Origin of the sequence: Pseudonocardia sp. N23 (assembly GCF_002583555.1) — a bacterium.
Lineage (GTDB): Bacteria > Actinomycetota > Actinomycetes > Mycobacteriales > Pseudonocardiaceae > Pseudonocardia.
This window is the reverse complement of record NZ_BEGX01000112.1, coordinates 9,468-35,013: the sequence shown is the minus strand read 5'-3', so window position 1 is coordinate 35,013 and position 25,546 is coordinate 9,468. Positions and strand designations below refer to the sequence as shown.

The following is a 25,546-nucleotide window of genomic DNA, read 5'->3' as shown; positions in this document are numbered from 1 at the left end:
TTCTGGCGAGATTCTCTCCGTACGGTGTACTGTATCCGCTGCCAACGTGGTACGCCGTACGGAATTCGGAGGACGGATGATCCACACCGAGTCGCTCACCCGCACGTTCAAGGTGGGTGAGGAGACGATCGAGGCCGTCCGCGGTATCGACCTCGACGTGGCCGAGGGCGAGCTGGTCGCCTTCCTCGGCCCCAACGGCGCCGGCAAGTCGACGACGCTGCGGATGCTCACCAGCCTCCTCCCGCCCACCTCCGGCTCGGCGACGGTCGCGGGGATCGACGTGGTGGGGCGCCCGGCCGAGGTGCGCAGACGCATCGGCTACATCGGCCAGAAAGACGGCGCGGGCCACAACCACCGGGTCTGGGACGAGCTGCTCATGCAGGGCCGCTTCTACGGGATGGGCAAGGCCGACGCCGCCGGGAGCGGCGAGGAGCTGCTCCGCACGCTCGACCTCGAGGCGCTGCGCATGCGCAAGGTCAGCTCGCTGTCCGGTGGGCAGAAGCGCCGGCTCGACATCGCGCTCGGCCTGATCCACGCCCCCGGGCTGCTGTTCCTCGACGAGCCGTCCACCGGGATGGACCCGCAGAACCGGGCCAACCTGTGGGAGCACATCACGCGGATCCGCGAGCAGCGTGGCACCACGATCGTGCTCACCACCCACTACCTCGACGAGGCCGACGCGATGGCCGAGCGGGTCGTGATCATCGACCACGGCACGATCATCGCCGACGACACCGCCGAGACCCTGAAGGCCAGGCAGGCGGGCGACCGGCTGACGGTCGTCGTCCGCCCCGCCGAGGCCGACGCCGCCCGCGCGGTGCTCGGGGCCGAGGGCAGCGAGCTCGCCGAACGTCCCGACGACGACGGCACCGCCCTGTCGGTGCGCGTCGACGCCGCGTCGCGCGCGATGCCCGGCGTGCTCGCGCGGCTGCGCGAGGCGGGTGTCGACGTCGTCGCCGCGGCCGCCCGCCGCCCCACCCTCGACGACGTGTTCCTCAACCTGACCGGTCGGTCGCTGCGCGAAGGAGAGTCCTGATGGCGGTCCTGGCCCCTCCCACGCCGGTGCGCACCGACGTCGTCACCGACGTCGGGCACGTCTGGTGGCGCGAGACGCTGACCATCCTGCGTGACCCGTTCTCGCTGATCTTCTCGCTCCTGCAGCCGCTGGTCTTCCTCGGCCTGTTCGGGCCGCTGCTGTCGGGCCTCGCAGGGGACGGCTCGCTGTTCGGCGGGTCGTCGCTGCAATGGTTCCTCCCCGGCGTCGTCGTCATGATCACGATGTTCGGCACGTCGATGACCGGGTCGTCGCTGCAGTTCGAGATCATGACCGGCGCGTTCGAGCGCATCCTCGCGACACCACTGTCGCGGGCGTCGCTGATGATCGGGCGGGCGCTCAAGGAGCTCACCCCGCTGGTCGTGCAGGCGGCGATCATCACGCTGGTCGCGATCCCGTTCGGGTTCGTGCTCCACCCCTTGCACGTGCTGGCGGGGCTGCTGATCCTGGGCATCTTCGGTGTCGGGGTCGGGGCGTTGTCCTACGCGCTGGCCATCGCGGCCCGCAAGACCGAGTGGATCTTCTGGGCGGTGCAGCAGTCGCTGCTGTTCCCGCTGCTGATCCTGTCCGGGATGATGCTGCCGCTGGAGACCGGTCCGGGCTGGATGCAGGTGGTCTCGAAGTTCAACCCGCTCACCTACATCGTCGACGCCGAGCGGCTCCTGTTCGCGGGCTCGTTCGGTGACGTGAAGATCCTGTGGGGCCTGATCGCGGCACTGGTCACCGCGGCGGTCGGGCTGTGGGTCGGCATCCGGTCGATCCGCAAGGCGACCATCTGACCATCGCCACTCACGAGGGGTTCGGCATGGCCAGCGCCGCCCGCGCCGCGACCGAGGTGAGGCCCGCCCGCGCCTCGCGGGCCGTCGTCCAGCCGCGGGCGTCCCATTCCGGACCGGCCAGCGAGTCCGCCGCGAGCAGGACCTGGGCCAGGCGGATGCCCCGGTGGCGCGCCACCGCGATGAACGCCGACGCCTCCATGTCGACGGTCACGCACCCCTCCTCGCGCCGCCGCGCCGTCCGGGCAGGGGTCTCGCGGTAGACGGCGTCGGTCGTCCAGGTCCGGCCGGTGACGTGCGGCAGGCCGGCGGCGTCGAGCGTCTGCCGCAGGACCGCGACGCCGTGCGGGTCGGCGTCGACGATCCGCCCCGGCCGCAGGTAGTGCGCCGATGTGCCCTCGTCGCGCAACGCGCTGCCCACGACGACCGCGTGCCCCATCACCAGGTCCGGGACCAGCACCCCGGCCCCGCCGACGGCGACGACCCGCCGCACGCCCATCGCGACCAGCTCCTCCAGCGTCATCGCCGCGAGCGGGGCCCCGATCCCGGGATGGACGACGGCGAGCGGCCGCCCGTCGACCTGGATCTCCCAGACGACGGCCTCGCGTTCCGACGACAACCGCGTCAACCGGCGGGCCCCGGCCTTGACCAGCCCGGCCACGACCTCCGGGAAGAAGCACAGCACCGCAGCCTCGGGGAGCCGGGGGCGGCGGGCGTGCATCGACGGGTCGAGGATGCCGGGCTCGGCGAGGTCGTCCTCGTGAAGGGGGTCCACGGACCGATCATGCATGCCGGTCTCCGACAGGGTCACCCGAACGTGTTCCACGTGGAACCACGGCGGTCGTACGGTGGGCACCCCGGGCCCGCCGGGGTCGTCGAGCGAGGGGAGCCGACCGTGCCACAGCCCGCCGGAGCCGAACTGGAAGCCGTCCGCGAGCGGCGGAACCGCCTGCGCGACAAGTACCTGAGGCCGGCCGCCGACCGGTCGCCGACGACCGTCCGCGGCGTCCACCACCTCGCGCTGATCTGCCGCGACGTCGAGGAGACGATCCGCTTCTACCAGGACACCCTCGGGTTCCCGCTGGTCGAGCTGGTGGAGAACCGCGACTACGCGGGCTCCAGCCACTTCTTCTTCGACATCGGCAACGGCAACCTGCTGGGCTTCTTCGACTTCCCCGGCCACGACCACCCCGACTTCTCCGAGACGATCGGCGCCGTGCAGCACCTCGCGCTCTCGACGTCGGCGGAGGAGTTCACCAGGGCCAGGGCCAGGCTCGACGAAGCCGGCGTCGACTACCTCGGCCCCGACCGCGGCGTCGAGAACAGCCTCTACATCCGCGACCCCAACGGTGTGGGCCTCGAGTTCTACCGCGAGGACCTCGGGAAGTTCGAAGGCGAGCCGCTGCTGTAGCGCCGCGCCCGGCGCAAACGCGGGGGCTGCCCCTACCGACCCCTCCGCGAGGTCCGTGGCACTCTGGTTCGAGGCCTGCCGGGCCGCACGGAAGCACGCGTCGACGGGGTGAGAGTGGTCATGGACGGTGGGTACCAGGGGCCGACGCGTCCCGTCGGCCGGGGCGGCCCACCCCCGCCCGTGCAGCGGCGCGGACCCGCCCAGGGCCCCGGCTGGGGACAGCCGCAGCGCCCGCGGCAGAACGTGCCGCCCCCGCCGCCGATGGGGCAGCGCAGGCCGCCGGCGCGTACCTCGGTGCTGCCGACGACACCCGCGGGCGACCGCCCGCCCGCGCAGTTCGACCCGCCCCGCGGTGCGCCGCCACGCCCGGCCCGGCCACGTCGCAGGGGCAGCTGGCGTCGCCGGATCCTGGCCTTCGTCACCGTCCTGCTCCTGCTGGTCATCGGCTTCGGGGTCTATCTCGACGTCAACCTGCAGCGCGTCGACGCGCTGCCCGCCGACAGCGCCGCGACCTCCGAGGGCACGAACTGGCTGATCGTCGGCTCCGACAGCCGGGCGGGCCTGTCCGACGAGCAGCAGCAGGAGCTCGCGACCGGCGGCGACGTCGGACAGCGGACCGACACGATCATGCTGCTGCACGACGGCAGCTCCGGCCCGGTGCTGGTGAGCATCCCGCGGGACTCCTACGTCCCGATCGAGGGCCACGGCAGCGGCAAGATCAACGCGTCGTACTCGTTCGGCGGCCCGCAGCTGCTGATCAAGACCGTCGAGGCGGCCACCGGCCTGCACATCGACCACTACGCCGAGATCGGCTTCGGCGGGTTCGTCGGCGCCGTCGACGCGGTGGGTGGTGTCGACATGTGCATCCCGCAGGCCATCAAGGACCCCAAGGCGGGCCTCGACATCAAGGCCGGCTGCCAGGAGCTCGACGGCGGCACCGCGCTCGGCTACGTCCGCACCCGTGCCACCGCGGGCTCGGACTTCGACCGCGTCGCCCGGCAGCGCGCGTTCCTGTCCGCGCTGATCAGCAAGGCGACCAGCCCGGCGACGCTGCTCAACCCGTTCCGGATCGTGCCCCTGGGTACGGCCATGACCGGCACGATCACCGTCGACAGCTCCGACCACATCTGGAACCTGGCGAGCCTGGGCCTGTCGATGCGCGGTGTGTCGGGCGGCAGCGGCGTGGCCACGACGGTGCCGGTCGGGGGCACGCCGACGATCGGCGGCGAGTCCGTCGTCCGCTGGGACAAGACGCGAGCGCAGGCACTCTTCGGGGCGCTGGCCAAGGACCAGGCTCCGCCGAAGACGGCACTCGGTCCCTAGGCGGGCTTGCGGGTACGTCGCCGGGGCGCGGCCTCCTCGGCCTCGACGTCGGCCTCCTTGTCGACCTTCTTCGTGGTGCGACGGCGGGCCTTGGGCTTGTCGGCCTTCTCCTCGGTGTCGTCGGCGGCTGCCAACGCCTCCTCCTCGGCGGGCTTGCCCGACGTTCCACGGGCCGCCTCGACGCTGCGCTGCAACGCCGTGAGCAGGTCGGTCATGCTGTCGCCGTCGTCGGCCGGCTTCTCCTCCACCGGGGCCGGGCGGGTGTCGCCGGTGGTGCGCTTGCGCTCGATCATGTCGGCGACGGCGTCGCGGTACTCGTCCTTGAACCCGGCCGGGTCGAAGTCCGCGCCCAGGCTCTCGACGAGTGACGCCGCCATCTGCAGCTCCTGCGGGCGCAGCTCCACCTCGAGGTCGAGGATGTCGAACTCGGGCTCGCGGACCTCGTCGGGCCACAGCATCGTCTGCAGCACGATCGCCTTGCCGCGCACGCGCAGCAGCGCGATGCTCTCCCGCTGCCGCAACGCCACCTTCACCACGGCCATCCGGTCGGTGTCGGTGAGCGCTTCGCGCAGCAGGGCGTAGGGCTTGGCGGCCTTGGTCTCCGGCTCGAGGTAGTAGCTCTTGTCGAACAGCAGCGGGTCGATCTGGTCGGACGGCACGAACTCGATGACGTCGATCTCGTGGCCCGTCGCGACCGGCAGCGAGTCGAGGTCACCCTCGTCGAGCGTGATCAGCTCGCCGTCCTCGGTCTCGAAGCCCTTGACGATGTCGGCGTACTCGACCTCCTCGCCGTCGATCGAGCACGTCCGCTTGTAGCGGATCCGGCCACCGTCGGTGGCGTGCACCTGATGGAACCGGATGTCGTGGTTGGTCGTCGCCGAGTACAGCTTCACGGGCACGCTGACCAGCCCGAACGAGACCGCACCGCTCCACATCGCTCGCATCGCGAACCTGCCCCCAGCCTTCCGCATCGGTCGTCCGGTGCGCGCCGACCCGCCCCGTACGGCGCGACGTGACGACTTCTGGTGACAGCATGGCGGCGTGCAGCCCATGCTCGCCACCCCCGGCGCGCTCCCGACCGGCCCCGGATGGGTGTTCGAGGTCAAGTGGGACGGCATGCGGCTCCTCGCGGACGTGCGTGACGGAGCGGTCCGGCTGCACACCCGCAGCGGCCGCGACGTCACCGGCGCCTTCCCCGAGCTCGCCGGGCTCGACGCCGTCGCACCCGACCTCCTCCTCGACGGCGAGGTCGTGATCGTCGACCGCGGCGTCCCCAGCTTCGCCGCCCTCGCCGAGCGCATCAACGCTCCGGTCAGCGCCGCACGGGCCGCCGCCCGGCCCGTCACCTTCATGACGTTCGACGTGCTGCGGCTCTACGGCGTCGACCTCACCGCACGGCCGCTGGACGAACGCCGTGCCACGCTCGAACGCCTGGACCTCACGGTCGTCCCGGCCCTGTCACTGTCACCGTCCTACACCGACGGCGCCGCCCTCCTCGCCGCGACCGCGGAGCAGGGCATGGAGGGTGTCGTCGCCAAACGGGGCGACAGTCCCTACGTCCCGGGCCGGCGCGGCGCGTGGATCGAGGTGACCCACCGGACGACGACGCCCTGCGTGATCGGTGGCTGGCGCGCGGAACGGTCGGTGGCGTCGCGGATGGCGGCGCTGCTCGTCGGACTGCCCGGACCGGACGGGCCGCGGTTCGTCGGCCGGGTGACGTCCGGGCTCGCGGGCGACGCCGTGCAGCGCGTCCTGCACGGGGCGCTCGACGGCCTGGTGCGGCTCGCCCCACCGTTCGGTGAGTCCGTCCCGCGCGTCGACGGGGCGGGCGCGCAGTGGTGCGAACCCGTCGTCGTCGCCGAGATCGCGCACGCGGGCTGGTCCGACGACGGCCGGATGCTGCGCCCGGAGTTCCGCGGCCTGCGCGACGACCTCGCCCCCGCGGACCTCGAACCGGCCCCGCCGCGGAGTTGAGCCCACCTGCTGCTGACACCCGATCGGGTAACGCGCCAGGATGTTGCTCGACAGCTCGAGAAGGGGGCTTCAGATGGTGGACTTCGACGCACTCAAGGGTAAGGCCGAGGAACTGCTCAACGAGCACGGCGACAAGATCGAGGACGGCGCCGAGAAGCTCGGTGAGATCGTCAAGGGCCGGTTCGGCCACGAGGACCAGGTCGACACCGTCGTCGACAAGATCAAGGATTTCGTGCCTGACAAGGAACAGCCCGCTCCCGGTCAGTGACCAGGTGTGATGACCTGACGGCCACCGCTCCTGCCGGGTTCCCCTCGGCAGGAGCGGGTGGCCCGAACCGGCTACCGTGTGGCCGATGAGCGAGCGTTGGCGAGGGGGAGCGATGAGCGAGCCTCGACGAGCTGGCTCCGGCGAGGGGAAGCGACGATGAGCGGCATGGTGACGTGGCAGGCCGAGGACCAGGTCGCTCTGGAGGGCGCCCGGGTCCTGATCGGACAGACCGGGTTCCGTGCACTCGGCCGCGTGGTGCGTACGGGCCCGAACGGCGAGCTGACCGCGTCGTACCGGCTGACCGTCAACGAGGATCGTGTCGTCGAACGGCTGTCGGTCACGGCGGCCACGGGCGACCGGGAGCGGCATCTCACGATGAACCGCACCGAGGACGGCTACTGGCTGCTCGACGACGGCTCCGGCAGCACGCGGTCGGACTTCGGCGGGGCGACCGATGTGGACCTGGAGCGCAGCCCGCTGTTCAACACGCTGCCGATCCGGCGGCTGAACCTGCACAAGGAGCCCGGCGACCACCTGATCCCGGTGCTGTTCGTGTCGCTGCCCTCGCTGTCGGTCGAGCTGGTCGACCAGCGCTACCGGACCGTGTCGGTCGGTGACGGCGACACACCCGCGGTCGTGAACTTCAGCTCGGGGACGTTCAGCGCCGACCTCACCGTCGATGCCGACGGCATCGTCGCGCACTACCCGGGGCTGGCCCGCCGCGTCGGGGCGATCGAGTCGGTCGCGTAGCTCCCCGGGCGGTCAGTCGGCCCAGCCGACGACCACATCGCCCCGGCGACCCAGCTCCCGCAGCTCGGGGAGGATTCCGGGGCGCAGCGTCACGCGCTCGGTCAGCGGCTCCCGGGTCGCCGACCAGCGCTGTCGCGCCAGGTGGCCGGCGTTGACCGTGGCAGCCAACCCACCCGTCGAGGCCAGCGCCCCGCGCATCGCCCCGAGCCGCCCCAGGGCCTCGTCGACCGCGGCGAGCAGGGCGTCGCGGTTGCCCTCGCACATCGCGAGCACCAGTTCGGGACGGGTGCCGGCGACGCGGGTGCCGTCGGCGAACGAGGACGCGGACAGCGCGAGCGGCAGGTCGTCGTCGGGCTCGCCCGCGCCGACGGCGGCGAGCACCGCGGCGAGCAGGTGCGGCAGGTGGCTGATCCGGGCGACGGCCAGGTCGTGCTCGTCGGCGGCCGCGGGCACGACGTGCGCGCCGCAGAGCCAGGCGAGCTCGGCGACGTCGGCCCACACGTCCAGGTCGGCGCCGTCGTCGGAGACCACGACCCAGGGGGCCCCGGTGAACAGCGTTGCCGTGCCGGCCGCCCAGCCCGACTCCGCGGTCCCGGCCATCGGGTGCCCGCCGACGTAGCGGGCGCGCGGTGCGTACCGGGCGACCTCGTCGGCGACCGCGACCTTCACGCTCACGGCGTCGGTCAGGCGCACCGTCGGCGCGACCTCCCCGACGCGGCGCAGCACGTCGGGGAGCGCGGGCAACGGCGCGGCGAGCACGACGAGCGCGTCGGCCTCGACAGCCCGGCGCAGCGCCGCGTCGAGGTCGGTGGTGACGTCGAAACCGTCGGCGCGCGCCTGCTCGGCGGTGCCCTCCGACGCGCTCGTGCCCCACACGTGCCGGCCGGCCTTGTCGGCCGCCCGGATCAGCGAGCCACCGATCAACCCCGTCCCCACGACGCACAGCGCGCGCTCACCCATGGCGCGGCACGGTACGCGGGGCACAGTGCCCTCCCGGGCGGTGGGCCCGCTACGAACGCTCGATCGCGGCGGCCACCCGCAGCACGCCGCGCTCCTCCAACCGGACCCCGACGACCTGGATGCCCACCGGCAGCCCCGCGAACTGCCCGGACGTCGCCGGGGACGGGCCGGGGACCGACACCGCGGGCCAGCCCGTCACGTTGAACGGCATCGTCAGCTCCAGCAGGCCCATCCGGATCGGGACGTCCTTCCCGTCGATGGGGACGGTCGTCGCGCCGATCGGGGTCGCAGGGAAGCGGGTCGTGGCCAGCACCAGGACGTCGACGGCATCGCACGCCTCCCGCATCGCCGCGGTGAGCCGCACCCGGGCGCGCTGGGCGTCGACGTACTCCGACGCGGTGATGTGGTCGTTGGGCTCCAGACGCTCGAGTGTGCCGGGCTGGTAGTCGCCGCGGCGCGTCTTGAGCCACGCCCGGTGGGTGGCGTAGGCCTCCGCGTTGCACACGTTGAAGTAGGTCCGGGCGAAGCGGTCGATCATCGGCGTCCTGATCTCGGTGACCTGCGCGCCCTGCTTCTCCAGCAGTGCCACGGCCTCGGCGACGTTGGCGCGGGTCCCGGCGTCGGCCGCGTCCCAGTAGCTGTCGGTCAGCACGCCCACTCGCACGCCCGACACCCCGGGCGGCTGGATGCCGCCGCCGGTGCCGTCGGCACGGCTCAACACGTCCCAGGCGACGCTCGTCGAGTGCGTGTCGGCGGCGAGGAGCCCGACGTGGTCGTAGGTGTCCGACAGCGGGAAGACGCCCTCCTTGGGCAGCACCCCTCGCGTCGGCTTGAGCCCGACGACACCGCACAGCGCCGCCGGGGTGCGCACGCTCGCCCCGGTGTCGGTGCCGATCGTCAGCGCCAGGTGGCCCGCAGCGACGGCCGCGGCCGGTCCGGACGACGAGCCGCCGGTGATGCGCGACAGGTCGTGCGGGTTGTGGGCCGGGCCCGACGCCGAGGTGTCGCCGGTCGGCCCGTAGGCGAACTCCTGGGTGTGCAGCTTCGCGACGACGATCGCGCCGGCCTCACGCAGCCGTGTCACGATCGGCGCGTCGGCCGTCGCGGGCGGTGAGTCGGCGAGGACGTTGGAGCCGCACAGCGTCTGCAGCCCCTCCATGTCGACCAGGTCCTTCACCCCGACGGCGATGCCGTGCAGCGGGCCGCGCCACTCGCCCCGTGCCAGCTCCTCGGTGAGCGTGACGGCGTCGGCCGTGGCGCGCTCCTCGTCGAGGGTGACCACCGAGTTCGTGGTGTCGCCGCGCAGCCGCTCGAGGGTGTCGCGCAGGTGCTCGGTGGGGGAGAGCTCGCCGGAACGCAGGGCGAGGGACAGGTCGCGGATCGAAAGGGCCACGAGACCAAGCTTGCCGCCCGCGGGTGCCGGACCCGAGAACGGGTAGCCCAGGTCACGCGGGCGCGAGCGCCTCCATGGCCAGTCCCGCGTACAGCGCGACGCCGGTGGACATCGCCGCCTCGTCGAACACGACGCGGTTGGAGTGGTTCGACGCCGCCTCGCACGGGTCGACCCCCGGCGGGCAGGCACCCAGGAACGCCAGCGCTCCCGGCACCTCGCGCAGCACGTAGGAGAAGTCCTCGGCACCCATGATCGGATCGGGCATCTCGACGGTCCGCCGCGGCCCCACCAGCCGTCTGCCCAGGTCGGCCACCTGCTCCGCCGCCTGCCGGTCGTTCGACGTCACCGGGTACCCGGACCCGATCCGGATCTCCGCCTCGCAGCCGTGGGCCAGCGCCGTGTACCGGCACACCCGGTGGATCTCCTCGTGCAGCATGCGGCGGACCGGCTCGGCCATCGTCCGCAGCGTGCCCTCCATCTCGGCCGTCTCCGGGATGACGTTGTTCGTCGTGCCCGCCGCGATCCGGGCGATCGTCAGCACCGCCGGCTGGTGGGTGTCGACGCGGCGGGTCAGCATCGTCTGCAACGCCCCCACCATCGCCGCCGCCGCCGGAACCGGATCGATGGCGTCGTGCGGAGCCGACGCGTGCCCGCCACGCCCCGTGACCGTCACGTGCAGGGTGTCGGCCGCCGCCATGATCGGCCCCGGCCTGGTGTGGACGTCACCGCTGGGCACCGTCGCGCTCACGTGCAGCGCGAACGCCGACTCCGGCATCCCCGCCGGGCCACCCGGCCCCAGCAGCCCCTCGTCGATCATGTGCCGGGCGCCGTGGAAACCCTCCTCGCCGGGCTGGAACATGAACAGCACCCGGCCCGCCAGCTCGTCGCGCGACCCGGCGAGCAGCCGCGCCGCCGAGGCCAGCATCGCGACGTGCACGTCGTGCCCGCACGCGTGCATCGCACCGTCGATCGTCGACGAGAACTTCACGCCCGAGTCCTCGTGCAGCGGCAACGCGTCCATGTCGCCGCGCAGCAGCACCGTCGGCCCCGGCAGCGCACCCTCCAGGACGGCGACGACCGACGACACCTCCCGGCCCAGGTGCACCCGCACCGGGAGGTCGGCCAGCGCGCCCAGCACCGCCTCCTGCGTCTTCGGCAGCCGCAGCCCGATCTCGGGCCGCCGGTGCACCGCCCGGCGCAGCGCGACGGTCCGCGGCTGGACCGCCCGGGCACGCCGGTGCAGGGCCGCGAGACGGGCGTCGAGCGGGGACATGCGCCGATCCTCGCACTGCCGGGACCTGATCGGGTGCACTTCCACCGGGTGACGGAACGGCGAAGATATGGCTGTGGCGTGGACCACACAGGGTGACAGGCTTACCGTAGACGTATGCCGGTGCAGAGCGTTCAGTCGCGCGACGACACGCGCGACACAGCCCTGCCCGGTTACGCGGTCGCCGCGATCCGCGAGGAGGGCCGGTGGCGCTGCGCCCGGCTCGACGCCGCCACACTCGTCGACCTCGACGCCGCCATCACCGAGCTGCGCGCCCTGCGGTCCACCGGCGCCGTCGTCGGCCTGCTCGACGTCGACGACGAGTTCTTCGTCCTCGTGCGTCCCTCGCCCGGCGGCGTGTCGCTCCTGGTGTCCGACGCCGTCGCCGCGCTCGACTACGACATCGCCGCGGACGTCCTCGACCTCCTGCGCGTCGACCTGCCCGCCGAGGGCGAGGACGGGCTGTGGCCCGAGGGCGACCTCGGCATCCTCTCCGATCTGGGGCTGCCCGCCGACGAGCTGGAGGTCCTCGTCGGGGAGCTCGAGCTCTACCCCGACGAGCAGCTCGCCGCCATCGCCCGCCGCTGCGGGTTCGGCGACGCGCTCGCCGAGATCGTGGACGCACGCTGACCCTGCACGTCCCGTGATCCCCGTGCACACCGACGAGCTGCTCGTCCGGCGCGCCCTCGACGTCGCCCGTGGCGCGCTCGCGACCGGCGACGTGCCGATCGGCGCGATCGTCGTCGACTCCTCCGGTGCCGAGGTCGCCGCGGCCTGCAACGCCCGCGAGGCCCTGGGCGACCCCACCGCCCATGCCGAGGTCCTCGCCCTGCGAGCCGCCGCCGCGGCCGTCGGGGAGTGGCGGCTGGAGGGCTGCACCCTCGTCGTCACGCTGGAGCCCTGCACCATGTGCGCCGGCGCGATCTGGCTGGCCCGGGTGCCGCGCGTGGTGTTCGGGGCATGGGAGCCGCGGACGGGCGCCGTCGGGTCGTTGTGGGACGTCCTGCGCGACCGGCGGCTCAACCACCGCCCCGAGGTCGTCGGTGGGGTGCTGGCCGACGAGTGCGCGGCGCTCGTCCGGGACTTCTTCACCGAGCGGCGCTGAGGCGGGCCGCCGATAGGGTCCCGGTGTGCCCTCCCGCGTGCAGCGAACCGCTGCGTACATCGTCTGCGTCGACGACGGGCAGGTGCTGCTCAGCAGGCTGACACCCCGGCTGGGGTCGCGATGGACGCTGCCCGGTGGCGGCATCGAACACGGCGAGCACCCCGTCGACACCGCCGTGCGCGAAGCGGAGGAGGAGACCGGCCTCGAGGTTCGCGTCGACGACCTGCTCACCGTCGACTCCATCCATCTCGTCCGCGACCACGTCACCGGTGACGAGATGGATCATCACGCGATCCGCATCATCTACTCCGGGACCGTCGTCGGCGGGACGCTGCGCGACGAGGTCGGCGGCTCCAGCGACGCGGCGGCCTGGACGCCCCTCGCCGCCCTCGACGGCATCGAGCAGGTCAGCCTCGTCAAGATCGGGTTGGCCGCCTGGCGTGCAGCGCAGGGGGTCCTCCCCGGCGCCGGGGCCGCGGAGGGGGCCGGGTAAGCTCGTCGGCGGTAGCGTGTCCGAGCGGCCGAAGGAGCACGCCTCGAAAGCGTGTGAGGGGGCAACTCCTCCGTGGGTTCAAATCCCACCGCTACCGCCATCTAGCAGGGCAGACGCCGGGCCTCCCGATAAGGGAGGACCCGGCGTTCGTCGTCTGGTGGCATTCGTGGTGGCAAATGGCCCGCTACGCGGCCGTCGGTGGCCCTTCGTCCTCCCCGTCAGGCGCGGGAGCCGGGGCCGGTGCAGCCGGTGGCTTCCAGAGGAGTCCGCCGACCTGAATCGCGACGTCGCGTCGCACGGACGCCACGACGTGTTGGTAGCGGGCCGTCATCGCGGTGCTGGACCAGCCCATGACCGACATGACCGCGCGCTCGGGGACGCCGAGCAGGAGGAGCACGGTTGCGGCCGTGTGCCGGGCATCGTGCAATCGGCGTTCTGCGACTCCGGCCTTGACGAGCAGCCGCTTCCATTCCGTGTAGTCGGTCCGCGGATTCAGCGGCAGTCCCAGCGGCGTGGTGAACACGTAGCCCGATTCCTGCCAGAGATCACAGGCCGTGTCTCGTTCGCGTTCCTGCTGCTTGCGATGAGTCTTCAACAGGTCGATCAATGGATCGGGAAGCCCCATTCCGCGCCGGCCCGCCCGTGACTTCGTCGAGGACGTCTCGTCGCGCAGCGGAAGCCGGTCCGGGCAGTGCCCCCCGAACTTGCGCCCGCACGGGGACGTGCAACCGTGCCGCCACTTCGGGCGCAACCGGCTCCGCATGACGACGAGTGTTCCGGCGTCGAGATTCACGTCGGCCCATTGCAGCCCGAGTGCTTCCCCCTGGCGGAGTCCGAGTGCCAGGGCGACCGCCCACCTGGCGCTGTTCCGACCCTCGTTCGCGGCCGCGAGGATCTGCTGTACCTCCTCGACAGTGCACGGCTCCACTTCCTCGTCATCCGGCCTCGGTGCGCGGGCGATCACGGCCGGATTCTCGGTGATGTGCTTGCGGCGCAGTGCCTCGTTCAGTGCCGCGCGAATCGTGCGGTGGACCTGGTGAGCACGCCCAGGCTTGGCCCCGTTGTTGACCATCTTCCGATAGAGGCGTTCGAGGTGTTCGGGTTCAAGCCGGTCGATTCGGTGGGCGCCGATCCCGGGAACGAGGTGCACACGGACGGCGACGTCGTAGGCCGCGTGTGCGTTCTCGGTGATGGCCGGTGGCGCCACGACGGTATCGAGCCAGTGGTTGAGCCACTGTTCGACGGTCCAGGACTGGCCGGGCTTGCGGACCTTGCCCTCGTCGCGGGCGCGTTCGAGCGCATTGACCTTCTTGGTGACCTCGGCCTTGGTCTTCCCGCGGACGTGGCGCCGGTCGATTCGGCCGTTGTCCTTGACCCCGACGGTTACATAGCCGTGCCATGAGCCATCCGACTTGCTGAGGTAGATGCTCGATCGCCCATTCGCGGTCCTGGTCTTCTTCTCACGCGGCATTGTCGGCCCCCGGGACGGATCGGTTCGTGGAGACAAGTCGTGCGGCGAACGCCGCGATGGCGTCCGCGTGGATACGTCGGAGGCGGCCGATCTGCACGGACTCCAGCTCGCCGGACGACACGAACGAGTAGGCCGTGGTCTTGCCGATGCCGAGCTGTTCGGCGGCCTCTGCGACGGTGAAGAGAACCCGCTGAGTTGCGGTCGGCGTGGGCTCGACGCGGGTGGGTCGCGGGTCGCTCATCAAGGTGGTGAGTTCGGCGATGAGCCGGCCGATCTGGGCGGCGCGGTCGTGGTGGTTCATCTGGTCCCCCGAGGTCAGATGTCGGTTGGTTCGTGGTCGGCCGCTCGGCCGCACCGGTCAGCCCTCGACGAGTCGGAGCGGGGGATGACCCGTCCCACCCGTCCCAAGCGTCCCGTCGCAGGTCAGCCCTGGGACGGGTTGACCGGGTGGGACGGGTCGTTCCGTCCCAGCGTCGGGACGTGGGACGGGTTGACCCGTCCCGGGGCTCTCTTCCGTCCCGCGCTGACCTGCGGTGATGAGGTTGGGACGGGTGGGACGGGTCACCCCCTCGGTACTGAGGAGTTCAGGGGTGTAGCGGCGCCAGGCGTCGTCGAAGTCGGCGCGCTGGAAGCCTTTGGCCTGGCCCTCGGTGAAGCGGATGTTGGCCGACCGGATGCCGTACTCGTGGAGCAGGATGCCGAGCTTCCGCGGGGTCAAGCCGTTGTGGCCGTAGTCGATCCACGGTGCTTCGGGGTCGGACCTGAGCCGTTGGAGGAGCAGGGTCGACGGAATCGCGTCAAGGTCGGCGAACGCGGCGTGGCAGTCGGCCAGGAGCCGGGTGCGGTCGGACGTCTCGCCGTTGTCGGCGGTCTCGGTCTGGAGTGCGAGGACGGCGGCGCGGGCGTGGTCGGGCCAGTGCCCGCCCGCGTGATCGGCGACGGCGATCAGGGGCTCCCAGGTGTCGGCGGCGCGGTCCTCTACGGGCATGGCCGGCTCGGCCTGTTCGAGCTCGGCGAGGTCGCCGCGGAGCCAGATGTGCAGTTCCTCGGCCAGGCGGCGAAGGGCGGGCCGGTCACGGCGGTGTCGGTACGGGGAGACGGTTTCGCCGTCGGCGCGCCGACGCATTCGGACGATCACGGCCCGGTCCTCGATGGTGTCGGGCATGGCCCCGATCCCGGCCAGAGCGGCCATGGCGAAGGTGGGGATCTTCTCGACCCGGTTGGCGGCGGCGTCGTAGCGGATCGCGGGCCGGTTGCGTTGATGCCCGGCGTTCAACAAGCCGCGCAGGTCCTCGTTGCCGTCGGCCTTCGGACCGAAGATCGTGTCCGCCTCGTCGACCAGCAGCGTGGGCGGGTCGGCGGTGATCGACCGATACACCGCCGCCGGTGAGCTGTTGACCGTGATGAGTGGTGCCCAGGCCAGGGCCTCGACGACGTCGAGCAGCCGGGACTTGCCGCATCGCTTCTCCGGGCCGCGGATGACCAGTCGTGGGGCGTGGGCCCATGCGGGTTGGGCGTGGGTCGCGGCGATCCACAGCGTGACGCCGGTGGCGGCGGCCTCGGACGGCAGGATCACGTACCGGCCCAGCGCGGCCCGCACCCTGTCGAGCAGGGCGGCGCCGTCGGCGCCGGGACTCGGGTCGGTGTGATCGGTCGGGGTGTTCACGCGGACTCCTTGCGGTGGGCGGAACGGATGACGGGCTCGACAGGGGGTGGGAGCCGTCGGGGCCGGCGCATCCCGTGGGCCAGGCCCGAGGTGATCGAGGCGGTGATGTCGCCTGCGGTGCAGTCGCACGGGCCGGTGACGATGTGGCCGGCGGCGCGGGTCAGGTCGGTCTCGGCCGCTCCGTGGTCGAGGACCCCGGCGCCGACGAGTTGTCCGAGCGCGCGGGCAGCGGTGAACACCGCGGCGTTGTGCCCGCCCCGCCCGGCTGAGGCGACCCGTGCCAGCTCAGCGCGCACGATGGCGGCCACGTAGACAGACCGGTCCCCGACCGGCGCAGAGGACCGCACAGGCGGCGTTGAGGTGGACGTGGGCTGCCGGACCGACAGGCGCCAGGTGATCCATCCGGGTAGCAGGGCGGGGTCGGTGTCGTCGACGAGTTCGTAGCCGCCGTTCGGGAGACGGCTACCCGGCGCGAGGACCTGCCCACCCGCCCCGCGGGTGTCGAGCATCGGTCCGAGCATCTTGCTGGTGTTGCCCAACGCGGGCCGACCCGCCGCGGGGACGGGGCCACGGAAGTACAGGTGACGCCCGCCCGAGGGTGTGGTCACCGTCCACGTGGTCGTGAGACCTCCGCGGGCGGCGGCCATGGCGTGCAGGACGTCCCAGCCATCACGACCGGCGTCGGTGTCGGTCTGGCCGGGCTTGGGGGTGTCGCAGTCGACGACCAGCAGCCCCGAGGGCCCGGCGGCGATCCCGGCGTTGTGGTCGGGGTGGGCGGCGAAGAACCGCGCGATGCGGTCCGGGTCGGTGCTGGCGCGCTGCTCCCATGAGCGGATCGCGGGTTGCTTGCGGCCGGGCAGGACCGGGAACAGGGCCCAGCCGCGGGCGGCGAGGTCGTCCAGCCCGCGATGCGGGCCCGTTGAGCGGGCGAGGTGTGCACGGTGGGTGTGGTCATCGGGTCCGTCCTCGTCGTCACCGACTACTCACGCTCGGTAGTCGACAGTGGGCATGCGGAAGGGAGGGAGGGAGTCATCGGTAGGTGGCTCGATCCCTGTTTTCGTGGGTTGTGGCAGGTCAGGCGGGGTGGGTCCCCGGCCTCCCCAAGCCCTGTTGTTGCTGATCAAGTCGGGGAGACAGGGCCGGGGAGGCGGTAAGGGAGAACTCCCCGACTCCCCGTGACCTCCCCTAGCCCGCGGCGTCGCCGTGGCCGGCTTCGCCGTCACCGTCCGTGCCCGCGGTGGGGTCGGGGTTGGCGTCGAGGAGGCGGTCGGCGACGGCCTCGGCGACCCGGTCGGTGGCGATGACCATGACCCCGCCGGACTTGTAGGGCTTGGCGCCGTCGGGCAGCTCGGCGGCGAGCCGCTCGAACGTCCACGTCCCGTAGGCCGGGCGGTTGCGGGCGGCCAGCAGCGACAGGACTTCCTGCGTGCGGAGCCGCTTGTGGCCGGCGAGGACGTCGGCGATGTCGGCCAGCGGATCGAGCACCGCCACGGGCTCGACAGGGGCGGCCGGGGTGTCGGTGATCCCGGCCTTGTCCCGCAGCGCGAGGGCGCGGGCGACGATTGGCGAGAGCTGGTCCACCGTCTTGTCCCGGCGGATGTGGAACGTGCGCAGCAGTCCCGGCCGCGGGCCGAACCCCGACGCCATCGCGGTGCCGACGTCCTCACCGGGCACCAGGTGGGTGGCGGTGATGCCCTGGCGGTGGGCGCCGGTGCCGAGGATGGCGTCGTTGCCTTGGTGGTCACCGATCGCGAAGCACACCCGATGGCTCACGGTCTTGGCGAGGTCGCGGGGCAGGGAGTCGGCGGAGGGGGCGGGGGTGACGAACAGGAGGGTGATGCCGCACTTGCGGGCCTTCATCATCACCTTGATCGCGAGCTGCTTGGCCTCCTCGCCGAACTGCTCGTGACGGAACAGTTCCTGGCACTCGTCGAACACCACGACGCGGGGCCGCATGCGGGTGTCGCGTTCGGCGATCTCGCGGGTCAGCTTGGTCTCGTCCCCGCCGAGCTCGGCCAAAATCTTGCCCCGCGCGGTCACCTCCGACCGCAGGTCCCGGAGAGCGTCGATCGCGGCGGTGATGTGTTCGTCCTCGTCGCCCTTGACCAGCGTGCGCAGCCGGGGGCGGAGCGGGTCGTAGTCGACGTTGAACGCCATGCAGTACACGTCGACCTCGACGAGCGGGTCCAGGATGGCCCCGCACAGCAGGTTGATCACCAGTGAGGTCTTGCCCGAGCCCATGATCCCGGCGGCGGCATAGTTGGCGGCCATGAGCTTTCCGACGACGGTGTCGCCGCGCTGGTCGATCCCGACCGGCACCCCGCGGAAGTAGTCGGTGGAGCCCTCGCCCAGCAGTGGGTACGGGTCCACCGGACCCGTGAGCAGGCCCTGGTCGGCCACCCACAGGTCCAGGACGCCGGGCAGGTTCTTCGGCTCGGTGGGCCAGACCTCGACGGGCAGCCGGACCAGGTTGTGCGCGAGCACGGTCTTGCGGTCGTTGATCATCTCGACGGTCACGCCGGGCGGAAGCTCGAGCTGCGTGCGCCACCCCCGCCCGTCCCGGCCGGTCCCCAGCACCCAGCGAGGCGTCCAGCCCTCTTTGAGCTTGCGGGTCAGGGGCGGGAGGTTGAGGTTGCGCAGCGCAGCCATGATCGCGCCTTCATCGGGGACCAGGTCCCGGGCCAGGCCGTCCTCGGTGACCACGGGGGCGATCCATGCCGGGGGCTCGGTGTGCTTCCTGCCGAGTGCCCACAGCCAGGCGAGTGCGCCCGCGGTGCCGGTGAGCAGCAGGAACGCCCCGTACGCGGTGAGGAACCACGCAACCCACCGCACGAGGTCGATCACGCCGACGATCGGCGCGAGCACCTGCGAGACGTCGGAGTCCGCGACGGCCAGGATCACGCCCAGGCCCAGGAGCAGCAGCGTGAACGAGACGGTGGCGACGGCGAACGCCTTCACGAGCACGAGTGGGGAGGTGATCCAGTCCATGACCCGGGCGTGGCGGCGGGCCTTCTCGGCGGCGTCGCGGGCCTCCCACTCCAACAGCGCCTCGCGGTCCCCGGCGATCTCGGCGGCGCGCATCATCCGCTCGTACCGGTTCGCGCCGTGGGCGTCGCGCCAGCGGGCAGCGGCGATCCCCACCCCGGCGATCGGGTACCAGAGGTTGCGGCCCAACGCCTTCCCCGCCGTGCGGGTGTGATGGTGGGTGGCGACGACGCGAGCAGTGGTGATCACCTGGACCGTGCCGCGGGCGGCGGTCCGCCCGGCCCGGCGCAGCACCGGCAGGCGGTCCCCAGCCGGGGGGATGTCGAGCGTCTGGCCGTTGGCCTGGTCCTGGGCCGTGTCGTCGACGATCTCGCTGTCGACGACGTCGGGGAGCGCCTCGGCGGTGTCGGTGTCCGGCTCGGCCAGCCTCGCCGGGCGGCGGAAGCGGATCACGTTGTCGTGCTCGGCGCCCCGGTCGCCCGGGGTCGGGTCGTCGCCGAAAGTTGTCGTGCTCATCGCCGGGCCTCCCGGTCGTCGGAACCGTCGTGGTCGTGGTCGTGGAGCAGGTGGGTCAGGGCGGCGCCGCAGCCCAGGACGACCACCGGGAGCACCGAGACGAACGTGGTGATCCACCACGGCGCCGTGGTGACCTCGGCAGCGGTCATGACGTGGTAGGCGACCTGCCCGAGCGCGCCGAGCACGAGCGCGCCGACCGCGGAGCGGGCGGCGAACAGCCGCGCCCGCCGTGAGCGGGTGCCGGCGGCCAGCCAGACCCGTAGCGCGTAGGCGGCGTAGGCCTCGACACCGAGCGGGAGGGTGATCGCGGAGTTGATGACCCAGTGATCAGCGATCCCGGGTAGGAGCCGGATCGGGCCGAACCCGGCCAGCTCCCCGAGCCCGACCCAGCCGCCCCAGATCGCCACGAACGCACCCGCGGCAATCAGGACCAACGGCCACGCCCGCACCCGACCGCGCGACCGCCGGGCCGGTGTCTCGGCCGGGGGCTCGACAGGCGCCGGAGCAGCCTCGACATCGAGCGTCGCGACAGGCGGTGCGTCCGAGGTCGCGGCCGACGCGTCCGGTGCGTCCGCGTCCGGTGTGGCCTGCGGCGATTCCGGGTGTTGCTGGTCGTCGGTGAGGTCGTCGGTGACGCTGTGCAGATGCCGGACGGCGGCCGCGCTCGGTCCGTCGGCCTGCCCCGCGACCCTGTCGAGTGCGCTCGGCCCGGCATCGGTCGCGACGAGCGTGGCCAGGACTGCGGCTGCTTTCGGCCGGCCGACCCGGAACTCGGTCATGATCCGGTTCTGAGTGGGCAGTGTGCCCAGTTCGTTCGCGAACGCGCGGACCCGCTCGGTCAGCGTGGCGATGTCGACCGGGTAGGCGCTTCCCTGTTCGTCGGTGCGTGGGTGGGGCGGGTGTTGCTCGGTGCTGGTGGTGCCTAGCATTCGGGTCCTCCTTCAGACCGTCCGGCCCGCTGTGCGGGTCCCGGTGCGGTGGATGGGGGTCAAGGCCCCTGGCCCGGCGCTCTTCCGCCAAGTCGATCCGCCGGGCCAGGGGCGGGGTCAGGCCAAGCCGGCGCGGCGTGCCTCGGCCGGGGTGAGTGACCAGGCCGGCGATCCGGCCGGGGTCTCGACGGTCGCGCTGCGCCCGGTGCCCGGGTCGGTCACCGTCATACGGACCATCGGCCGGTTCCCGTCGCGGTACCGGGTCGTGGTGATGACCTCGGTCCAGGAACCGACGAGGCTCGGTCCGTGGGAGAACACCCACCACCCCGGTGTCACCTTGTCCGCCCGCCGTTCCCGCGAGGCGGCGGTGGCGCGGCGGGCGATGGTGCGCGGGTTGGTCGCGATGTCGGCGCGGGTCATCACGCGGCCCCCTTCGACCGCGACACCGATCGGCACCGGCCGCGCCCGCACAGCAGCGGCGCCGCCCCGCCGGTGGGCAGCTCGATGGGCTGCCCGCAGCCCTGGCAGCGTCCTCGTACCTGCACCGGTCAGCCCTCCCCGTGCTCGGCGAAGAACGCCGCGTTCACACACGACGGCTGGGCGCACACACCGGTGCGCTTCCAGCTACGGCGGCCACACCAACGGCACTGACTGTCACCGTGCGGGGCGCCGGCCTCGATGGTCTTGCGAGTCCTCCGGGTCTGGAACATGGCGTGTCCTCCTGGTTCGTGGTCAAGTCGCTGCCTCGGGCGAGGTGGCAAGAGGGATTGCGTCAAGCGGCGACGATGTCAACCTGCGCCACGACCGGGGAGTCGTCCTCGACGTCGAGGGCGCGGAGTCGGATCGGTCGGTCTGGCCGCCTGCCCGAGTACGGCGAAGTCGCCCGCCGTTGGGGGCGAACTTCCGCGTCCACCTCGGCCAACAGTGCGTCGATAGCGGTCTCGGTCAGACCGTCCGGTGCGTAGGTCCGCATCGGGCCCCTCCTGCTTCGGCGACCCCCCTTGCGTCATCTCGCAAGGGGCCTTGCAAGACGAGAAGTTACGCAACCCCCCTTGCGGAGCGCAACCCCCTCTTTCGATCTACAGTCGAAGCAAGGGGGCTTACCTTGCCTTCGACGGCACAACCGAGAGCGAGGCCGCGACAGTGGACGACCTGACAGGGGAGCTTCGTGCGCTGCATGAGCTGCCTAATGCCGAAGAGCGGGCACGCAGGGCTAGCAGGCTTGTCACCGACCTCCAGTCGGCAGTGGGGGAGGCGTCACGCATCCGCCGGGAGGCGGTCGAGGAGCTGATCTCGGCCGGTCAGAGCCAGACGCAGGTGGCCGGGCTCTTGGGGATGACCCGCGCGCGTGTCGGACAGCTCTTGACGTCGGGTCCGCGCGTGGACCGGCGATTCCTCGGCACGGGGAAGCTCACGATCGCGCTTGGCGGCAAGGCGGAGCACGACAAGCGCGGGTCGGGCCGTGTGCTGGCTCAGGAGGACATGCAGGCGTACGACCGGCTGCAGGCCCTGGCTCGTGACGTGGGGCTCGAAACCGAATACGAGGTCATCGAGCCCCCGGGGATGATCAATCTCAACCGAGACAATCTCGTGGTCGTCTGCGGTCCGCGTCTCTCGCCTCTGATTGCCCAGGTTCTCGAATCCGACACTCATATCGGCTTCGGACGGGATAACGACGGATGGTATCTAGCGGACAACACCGCTCAGATTACTTACCGCTCACCGATGGACTCTGGTGAAAATTCTGACTACGCGTACCTTGGGCGACTTCCGAGGCTTGACGGTAAGGGAAGCTTTCTATACATCGCAGGAATCCACGCCGTCGGCGCCCCTGGTGTTGTCCACTTTCTTGAAAAGAATATGTCAGAGCTCTACTCGGAAGCAAAGACGAAACGCTTCTCGACCGTGATTCGATGCGATTTCGATTCTGCAACTCTAAACATCACGGGTAGCGCTCGAGTCGGCCCCATCTACTTTGGTGAGTCATGATTAGCGGTCGTTTTGCAACAGCGCAAGGAAGTTCCGACAAGCCGAACGAGGATTGGGTCGGCATGTCGGCGTCGGCGGTCGTTGTCCTGGACGGACTTAGCTCTGGTCCCGGACCTGCCCAGGCGGAGGGAACCGGGGCCGCCTGTGTGCACGGGACGCCGTGGTTCGTTGCTCAGCTAGGAGCGCGCCTCCTCGCCTTCTGTGCTAATGAGACGAAGTCGCTGGCGCTGTGCTTGCGTGAGGCAATCTCAGCAGTCGTCGAACTTCACTCTGAGACCTGCGACGTTCTAAGCCCGAACGCGCCTACCGCAACTGTTGCCGTCGTGCGGATCGCTTCGACAGGTGATCGAGTCGAGTACCTTGTCCTTGCCGACGCCGCTATCATAATCGGTGGTCCTAATGGCGAGGCGACCGTTCTCACTGACGAGCGTGTCGAGGCTGTAGCCAAGGAGCAAAAGGAAGCTGTGCTCAGGGCCCAGATCGGCACTCCCGAGCACGATGCGGCAATTGCAGAGCTTATTTCGATTCAGAAGCCATTGCGCAACAGCTCGCACGGCTACTGGGTAGCGGGTGCCGACCCCAATGTCGCGGATGAGGCAATTTCGGGTCAGCTCGTTCTTCGGCCAGGGGATAGCATCGCCGCGGTTACGGACGGCGTCTCTCGGCTCGTCGACCTATTTGGTAAAGCGACGTGGGCGGGCCTACTTTCTCGGCTCTCGTCCGATGGTCCGGACGCTATCCTGGCTCAGGTAAGAGAGCTTGAAATGAACGATCCCGTGGGCAAGCGGTGGCCCCGCTACAAGATGTCTGATGACGCCACGGCAGCGGTTCTATCGATTAGCTAAACCACGGAATACGTTGGTGCAGTGTGAATGCGTGCTTAGGCGTATGGATTCGCTAACTGTCTCCATGGCGCTGTGATCGAGTTCGGATTGACTCAGGAAGCTTTTCCCATAGATTTCCCGCCACCTGCGGGCGCGTAATGAGTTCTTCAACGAGGTCGTTCGCTGTTTGTAGGAGAACGCCAAGTACAGCTGGGCCATCTCGGTCATCCAGTGCTAGCACGACGATGTCACTTGTGTTCTCACTCTGATGGAGAGCTCCGTTGCCGGAAACTCGAACCACATCAAGAAGCTGGCCGAGAGGCGTACTGACTCGATCTTTCAGGCGAGCGATTCGTGATTCTAGATTCGCCCTTGGTGGGGCACTAACGTCAATCTCCTTAATAAGGCGTTCAAGAGCTGCACGGGCCATGGCTGCTCCCGCGCGTCGTGAGACAACAGCAACTGCTGCAGCCTCCTCATAGAGTTCGCGTGCGCTTTTCGGCATGTCTCGGTGTGGAGGGGCGCCGAGGCGCGCTCTTGGATAGACCATCGATTCGTCTCGCCAGATCGACCAGTCTTCGCAGCTTCCGCATGCTGCTCCATTCCAGCGGCTTACAACATGCGAAGGAGCTCCGAATTCGGAATCAGATTCGGTGGGGTGCACGGTATGTGCCTCCAGATACTCCCAGGCGCCGTCTTCTCCAGGGATGACCAGCATCGCCCAGTCTTGCTGCGCGAAAGCGTTGCAACTTGGACAGATGAAGCGCCGCTTGTGAAGAGCCGGGTAGCGGTCCGCATCTGGGCTCGATTTACTCATCATCTCCCTAACGCATTCTTTGCTATTTCCATTTGCCCGCCGTCGAGTCCTCGCAGAGGGTGCCCCATTCTGCAGCGTGCCCTGCGGGTGTTCGGCCAGGCGATCCTCTGGGCGCGTTCGTGCAGCTCGGCCGGCGGAGGGCAGGAAGCCCGTTGTAGGGCCAGCCGGCGCCTCCGTTGGTTGTGGCCCTACTCTAGGCAATCGTGACTACGACAGGCCGCCCACCGACGGCTGAACTTCTCGCGATTCAGGTCTTACGTTCGGACGATCGTTACCCTGCCGATGGTGCCCCTCCTTCCATGAGGCGCGAGGCACAGGCCGGGCCCTGGCGAATATCAGTCACGTTCGGTCCCATTCCAGCCGACGTAGTCCACATGATAGCCCTCAATAGCGAGGGTGGACGCTTCGTTCTCGATTATCGATTTGGCAATTCAGGTGCGCCAGGAATATCGGCTGCGGAGCACATGCGAAATCGAGATGCTGAAATCGACGCTGCGATTGAGCAATTTGAGCTCTCGCCAGATTGGATCGATCCGGCTTCGTTGTATATCTCAGTTGTCGCCCAGCGTGAGATTCCATGTCCCGTGGATCTGGCCGAATTTAGGCCCCGACACTTTTGGATTCCGGACGCCACGGCGGATGCGCTTGCTGTCAAGTACAGGGATGAAGCGTCCGCAATGCTCGGGTTCGGCATTGCTCGCACAACCATGGGCCCGCCCTACCGACACAGCGGGTCGACCCATCCGGGGTGTCCCAGGTATGTCGTCACAATGGCCGAGATGGAGCCCTGTCCGTTGTCCTCTATGAGAGGGACGGCCAAAGCGACTGTCACGCGCTCGACATGGGTTGACGCAGCAGATCGATTTGCGAATAGTCCGTTTGATCTGACAGAAGACGCAAAGCTGGCCGAGTATAAGGCCATAGGGCAGATCGGGATGTGGCATCTCGCGGCGTACAACGAGTCCGACAGCTTCCGTCGGTTCATGTGGAGCTATATCGGACTTGAGGTCTTGATATCAGCGGTCGCAACCGCCGGTCGTGGGGACTTCACTACCATCCTCGGCAAGTCGGCGACGCTGGGTGAGGAGGTTATCAGGGACCTTCTATGGCCCCCGAACACTGCGAACGATGACCCCAATCGGTCGATCAGATTCAGATTTGCTCTCGCTGCCGCACTTCTTAGTCCGAATAGTGCAGCTGACGACGTCGAAGCATTTAGGAAGCTCAACCAATTTCGGAATAATATCCATGGCCGCATGGTCCCCGGGGCCGAGGCTCCAGCGATCGAAGCATTCCGCCTCTTTGAGCAGTACGCGATCCTCGCGACAGAATACTTGGGATCCGCTGAATCGGATGGTGGCGCTGCACCCGAGTGAATCTCCTGATGAGTGCGCGTCACAGGCGGACCAGCCTAGTTTGTGACGTCTCGCCGCCGTTGGTCTGCGGGGCGACTGGACGCGGTTGCAATCGTGGTGGCATTCGCGCACGGTCAGGGCGATGCGGTCGAGTGTCGCAACGGATGACGTCAAGGCCATGGCCTCTCCTGGTTGTCTGTGATCGGTTGGTCGCCGA

26 protein-coding genes and 1 tRNA gene are annotated in these 25,546 nt (G+C 70.2%); 14 read left to right on the top strand and 13 right to left on the bottom strand.

Annotated elements, in window-relative coordinates; all coding sequences use genetic code 11:
• Positions 1–76: 76 nt before the first annotated feature.
• Together TOK_RS24030 and TOK_RS24025 are read left to right on the top strand one after the other, a co-directional pair.
• On the top strand, positions 77–1,036 hold the full coding sequence (locus TOK_RS24030) for an ATP-binding cassette domain-containing protein (protein WP_098960263.1): 960 nt from the start codon (positions 77–79) through the stop codon (positions 1,034–1,036).
• Positions 1,036–1,833, top strand: coding sequence for an ABC transporter permease (locus tag TOK_RS24025; RefSeq protein WP_098960262.1), 798 nt, complete (start codon positions 1,036–1,038; stop codon positions 1,831–1,833). The genes TOK_RS24030 and TOK_RS24025 overlap by 1 nt, the downstream gene beginning before the upstream one ends.
• Positions 1,834–1,843: 10 nt before the next feature.
• Here TOK_RS24025 and TOK_RS24020 read toward each other — a convergent pair whose 3' ends face one another.
• A complete protein-coding gene (locus TOK_RS24020) occupies positions 1,844–2,605 on the bottom strand; it encodes a nucleoside phosphorylase (RefSeq protein WP_253258603.1) in 762 nt (253 codons plus the stop codon).
• 120 nt (positions 2,606–2,725) lie between these two features.
• Between TOK_RS24020 and TOK_RS24015 the strand changes: the two genes are divergently transcribed.
• Together TOK_RS24015 and TOK_RS24010 are read left to right on the top strand one after the other, a co-directional pair.
• Positions 2,726–3,241: a VOC family protein gene (locus tag TOK_RS24015; RefSeq protein ID WP_253258602.1), complete on the top strand. Its 516-nt coding sequence runs from the start codon at positions 2,726–2,728 to the stop codon at positions 3,239–3,241.
• Positions 3,242–3,361: 120 nt separating this feature from the next.
• Entirely contained in the window at positions 3,362–4,564 is a 1,203-nt protein-coding gene (locus tag TOK_RS24010; protein ID WP_253258601.1) for an LCP family protein, read from the top strand.
• Here TOK_RS24010 and TOK_RS24005 read toward each other — a convergent pair.
• Positions 4,561–5,535, bottom strand: a complete 975-nt coding sequence (locus tag TOK_RS24005; protein ID WP_253258600.1) for a Ku protein — start codon at positions 5,533–5,535, stop codon at positions 4,561–4,563. The two genes, TOK_RS24010 and TOK_RS24005, sit on opposite strands and share 4 nt — an antisense overlap.
• Positions 5,536–5,614: 79 nt before the next feature.
• On the opposite strand from TOK_RS24005, the gene TOK_RS24000 reads away from it, so the two are divergent.
• The 3 genes from TOK_RS24000 to TOK_RS23990 all read left to right on the top strand — a co-directional run bounded on the left by TOK_RS24000 (position 5,615) and on the right by TOK_RS23990 (position 7,556).
• Positions 5,615–6,538 carry a DNA ligase gene (locus TOK_RS24000; protein ID WP_253258610.1) on the top strand — a complete coding sequence of 308 codons (924 nt, stop codon included), beginning with the start codon at positions 5,615–5,617 and terminating at the stop codon, positions 6,536–6,538.
• Positions 6,539–6,611: 73 nt separating this feature from the next.
• Positions 6,612–6,806: an Rv0909 family putative TA system antitoxin gene (locus tag TOK_RS23995; RefSeq protein ID WP_172457745.1), complete on the top strand. Its 195-nt coding sequence runs from the start codon at positions 6,612–6,614 to the stop codon at positions 6,804–6,806.
• A gap of 156 nt (positions 6,807–6,962) precedes the next feature.
• Complete coding sequence (locus TOK_RS23990; RefSeq protein ID WP_098960256.1) at positions 6,963–7,556, top strand: putative glycolipid-binding domain-containing protein; 594 nt, start codon at positions 6,963–6,965, stop codon at positions 7,554–7,556.
• 12 nt (positions 7,557–7,568) lie between these two features.
• On the opposite strand, the gene TOK_RS23985 is transcribed toward TOK_RS23990, so the two are convergent.
• The 3 genes from TOK_RS23985 to TOK_RS23975 are packed head-to-tail and all read right to left on the bottom strand — an operon-like array spanning position 7,569 to position 11,182.
• Positions 7,569–8,516, bottom strand: a complete 948-nt coding sequence (locus TOK_RS23985; RefSeq protein ID WP_098960255.1) for a prephenate dehydrogenase — start codon at positions 8,514–8,516, stop codon at positions 7,569–7,571.
• A gap of 49 nt (positions 8,517–8,565) precedes the next feature.
• Positions 8,566–9,909: an amidase gene (locus tag TOK_RS23980; RefSeq protein WP_098960254.1), complete on the bottom strand. Its 1,344-nt coding sequence runs from the start codon at positions 9,907–9,909 to the stop codon at positions 8,566–8,568.
• Positions 9,910–9,961: 52 nt separating this feature from the next.
• Entirely contained in the window at positions 9,962–11,182 is a 1,221-nt protein-coding gene (locus TOK_RS23975; protein ID WP_098960253.1) for a M20 family metallopeptidase, read from the bottom strand.
• A 114-nt stretch (positions 11,183–11,296) separates the two neighbouring features.
• Here TOK_RS23975 and TOK_RS23970 point away from each other — a divergent pair, with 114 nt between their 5' ends.
• From TOK_RS23970 to TOK_RS23955, 4 genes are all read left to right on the top strand, one after another.
• Positions 11,297–11,809, top strand: coding sequence for a tRNA adenosine deaminase-associated protein (locus tag TOK_RS23970; RefSeq protein WP_098960252.1), 513 nt, complete (start codon positions 11,297–11,299; stop codon positions 11,807–11,809).
• Between the two features lie 13 nt (positions 11,810–11,822).
• Positions 11,823–12,284, top strand: coding sequence for a nucleoside deaminase (locus tag TOK_RS23965; protein ID WP_098960251.1), 462 nt, complete (start codon positions 11,823–11,825; stop codon positions 12,282–12,284).
• Positions 12,285–12,309: 25 nt separating this feature from the next.
• Positions 12,310–12,777, top strand: a complete 468-nt coding sequence (locus TOK_RS23960; protein ID WP_253258599.1) for an NUDIX hydrolase — start codon at positions 12,310–12,312, stop codon at positions 12,775–12,777.
• 10 nt (positions 12,778–12,787) lie between these two features.
• Positions 12,788–12,877 (top strand) — tRNA-Ser (locus tag TOK_RS23955).
• Positions 12,878–12,961: 84 nt separating this feature from the next.
• On the opposite strand, the gene TOK_RS23950 is transcribed toward TOK_RS23955, so the two are convergent.
• The 7 genes from TOK_RS23950 to TOK_RS23920 form a co-directional block, all read right to left on the bottom strand.
• On the bottom strand, positions 12,962–14,248 hold the full coding sequence (locus tag TOK_RS23950; RefSeq protein ID WP_098960249.1) for a site-specific integrase: 1,287 nt from the start codon (positions 14,246–14,248) through the stop codon (positions 12,962–12,964).
• Positions 14,238–14,549, bottom strand: a complete 312-nt coding sequence (locus TOK_RS23945; protein ID WP_098960248.1) for a helix-turn-helix domain-containing protein — start codon at positions 14,547–14,549, stop codon at positions 14,238–14,240. The genes TOK_RS23950 and TOK_RS23945 overlap by 11 nt, the downstream gene beginning before the upstream one ends.
• Positions 14,550–14,606: 57 nt before the next feature.
• Positions 14,607–15,914, bottom strand: a complete 1,308-nt coding sequence (locus TOK_RS23940) for a DUF3631 domain-containing protein (RefSeq protein ID WP_141566526.1) — start codon at positions 15,912–15,914, stop codon at positions 14,607–14,609.
• Positions 15,911–16,816: a bifunctional DNA primase/polymerase gene (locus TOK_RS23935; RefSeq protein ID WP_098960247.1), complete on the bottom strand. Its 906-nt coding sequence runs from the start codon at positions 16,814–16,816 to the stop codon at positions 15,911–15,913. The genes TOK_RS23940 and TOK_RS23935 overlap by 4 nt, the downstream gene beginning before the upstream one ends.
• A gap of 283 nt (positions 16,817–17,099) precedes the next feature.
• Positions 17,100–19,415 (bottom strand): zonular occludens toxin domain-containing protein, encoded by a 2,316-nt coding sequence (locus tag TOK_RS23930; RefSeq protein ID WP_141566525.1) that lies wholly within the window; start codon positions 19,413–19,415, stop codon positions 17,100–17,102.
• Entirely contained in the window at positions 19,412–20,344 is a 933-nt protein-coding gene (locus TOK_RS23925; RefSeq protein ID WP_098960246.1) for an ABC transporter permease, read from the bottom strand. The genes TOK_RS23930 and TOK_RS23925 overlap by 4 nt, the downstream gene beginning before the upstream one ends.
• Before the next feature lie 117 nt (positions 20,345–20,461).
• Positions 20,462–20,764 (bottom strand): hypothetical protein, encoded by a 303-nt coding sequence (locus TOK_RS23920; RefSeq protein ID WP_141566524.1) that lies wholly within the window; start codon positions 20,762–20,764, stop codon positions 20,462–20,464.
• A gap of 723 nt (positions 20,765–21,487) precedes the next feature.
• Here TOK_RS23920 and TOK_RS23910 point away from each other — a divergent pair.
• Positions 21,488–22,333 carry a sigma-70 family RNA polymerase sigma factor gene (locus TOK_RS23910; protein WP_216362085.1) on the top strand — a complete coding sequence of 282 codons (846 nt, stop codon included), beginning with the start codon at positions 21,488–21,490 and terminating at the stop codon, positions 22,331–22,333.
• Entirely contained in the window at positions 22,330–23,178 is an 849-nt protein-coding gene (locus tag TOK_RS23905; protein ID WP_098960243.1) for a protein phosphatase 2C domain-containing protein, read from the top strand. Before TOK_RS23910 ends, TOK_RS23905 begins: the two co-directional genes overlap by 4 nt.
• A gap of 52 nt (positions 23,179–23,230) precedes the next feature.
• Here TOK_RS23905 and TOK_RS35515 read toward each other — a convergent pair whose 3' ends face one another.
• Positions 23,231–23,662, bottom strand: coding sequence for a DUF4145 domain-containing protein (locus tag TOK_RS35515; RefSeq protein ID WP_374754928.1), 432 nt, complete (start codon positions 23,660–23,662; stop codon positions 23,231–23,233).
• Positions 23,663–24,273: 611 nt separating this feature from the next.
• Between TOK_RS35515 and TOK_RS31985 the strand changes: the two genes are divergently transcribed.
• Positions 24,274–25,350 (top strand): hypothetical protein, encoded by a 1,077-nt coding sequence (locus TOK_RS31985; protein WP_141566523.1) that lies wholly within the window; start codon positions 24,274–24,276, stop codon positions 25,348–25,350.
• Positions 25,351–25,546: the final 196 nt, after the last annotated feature.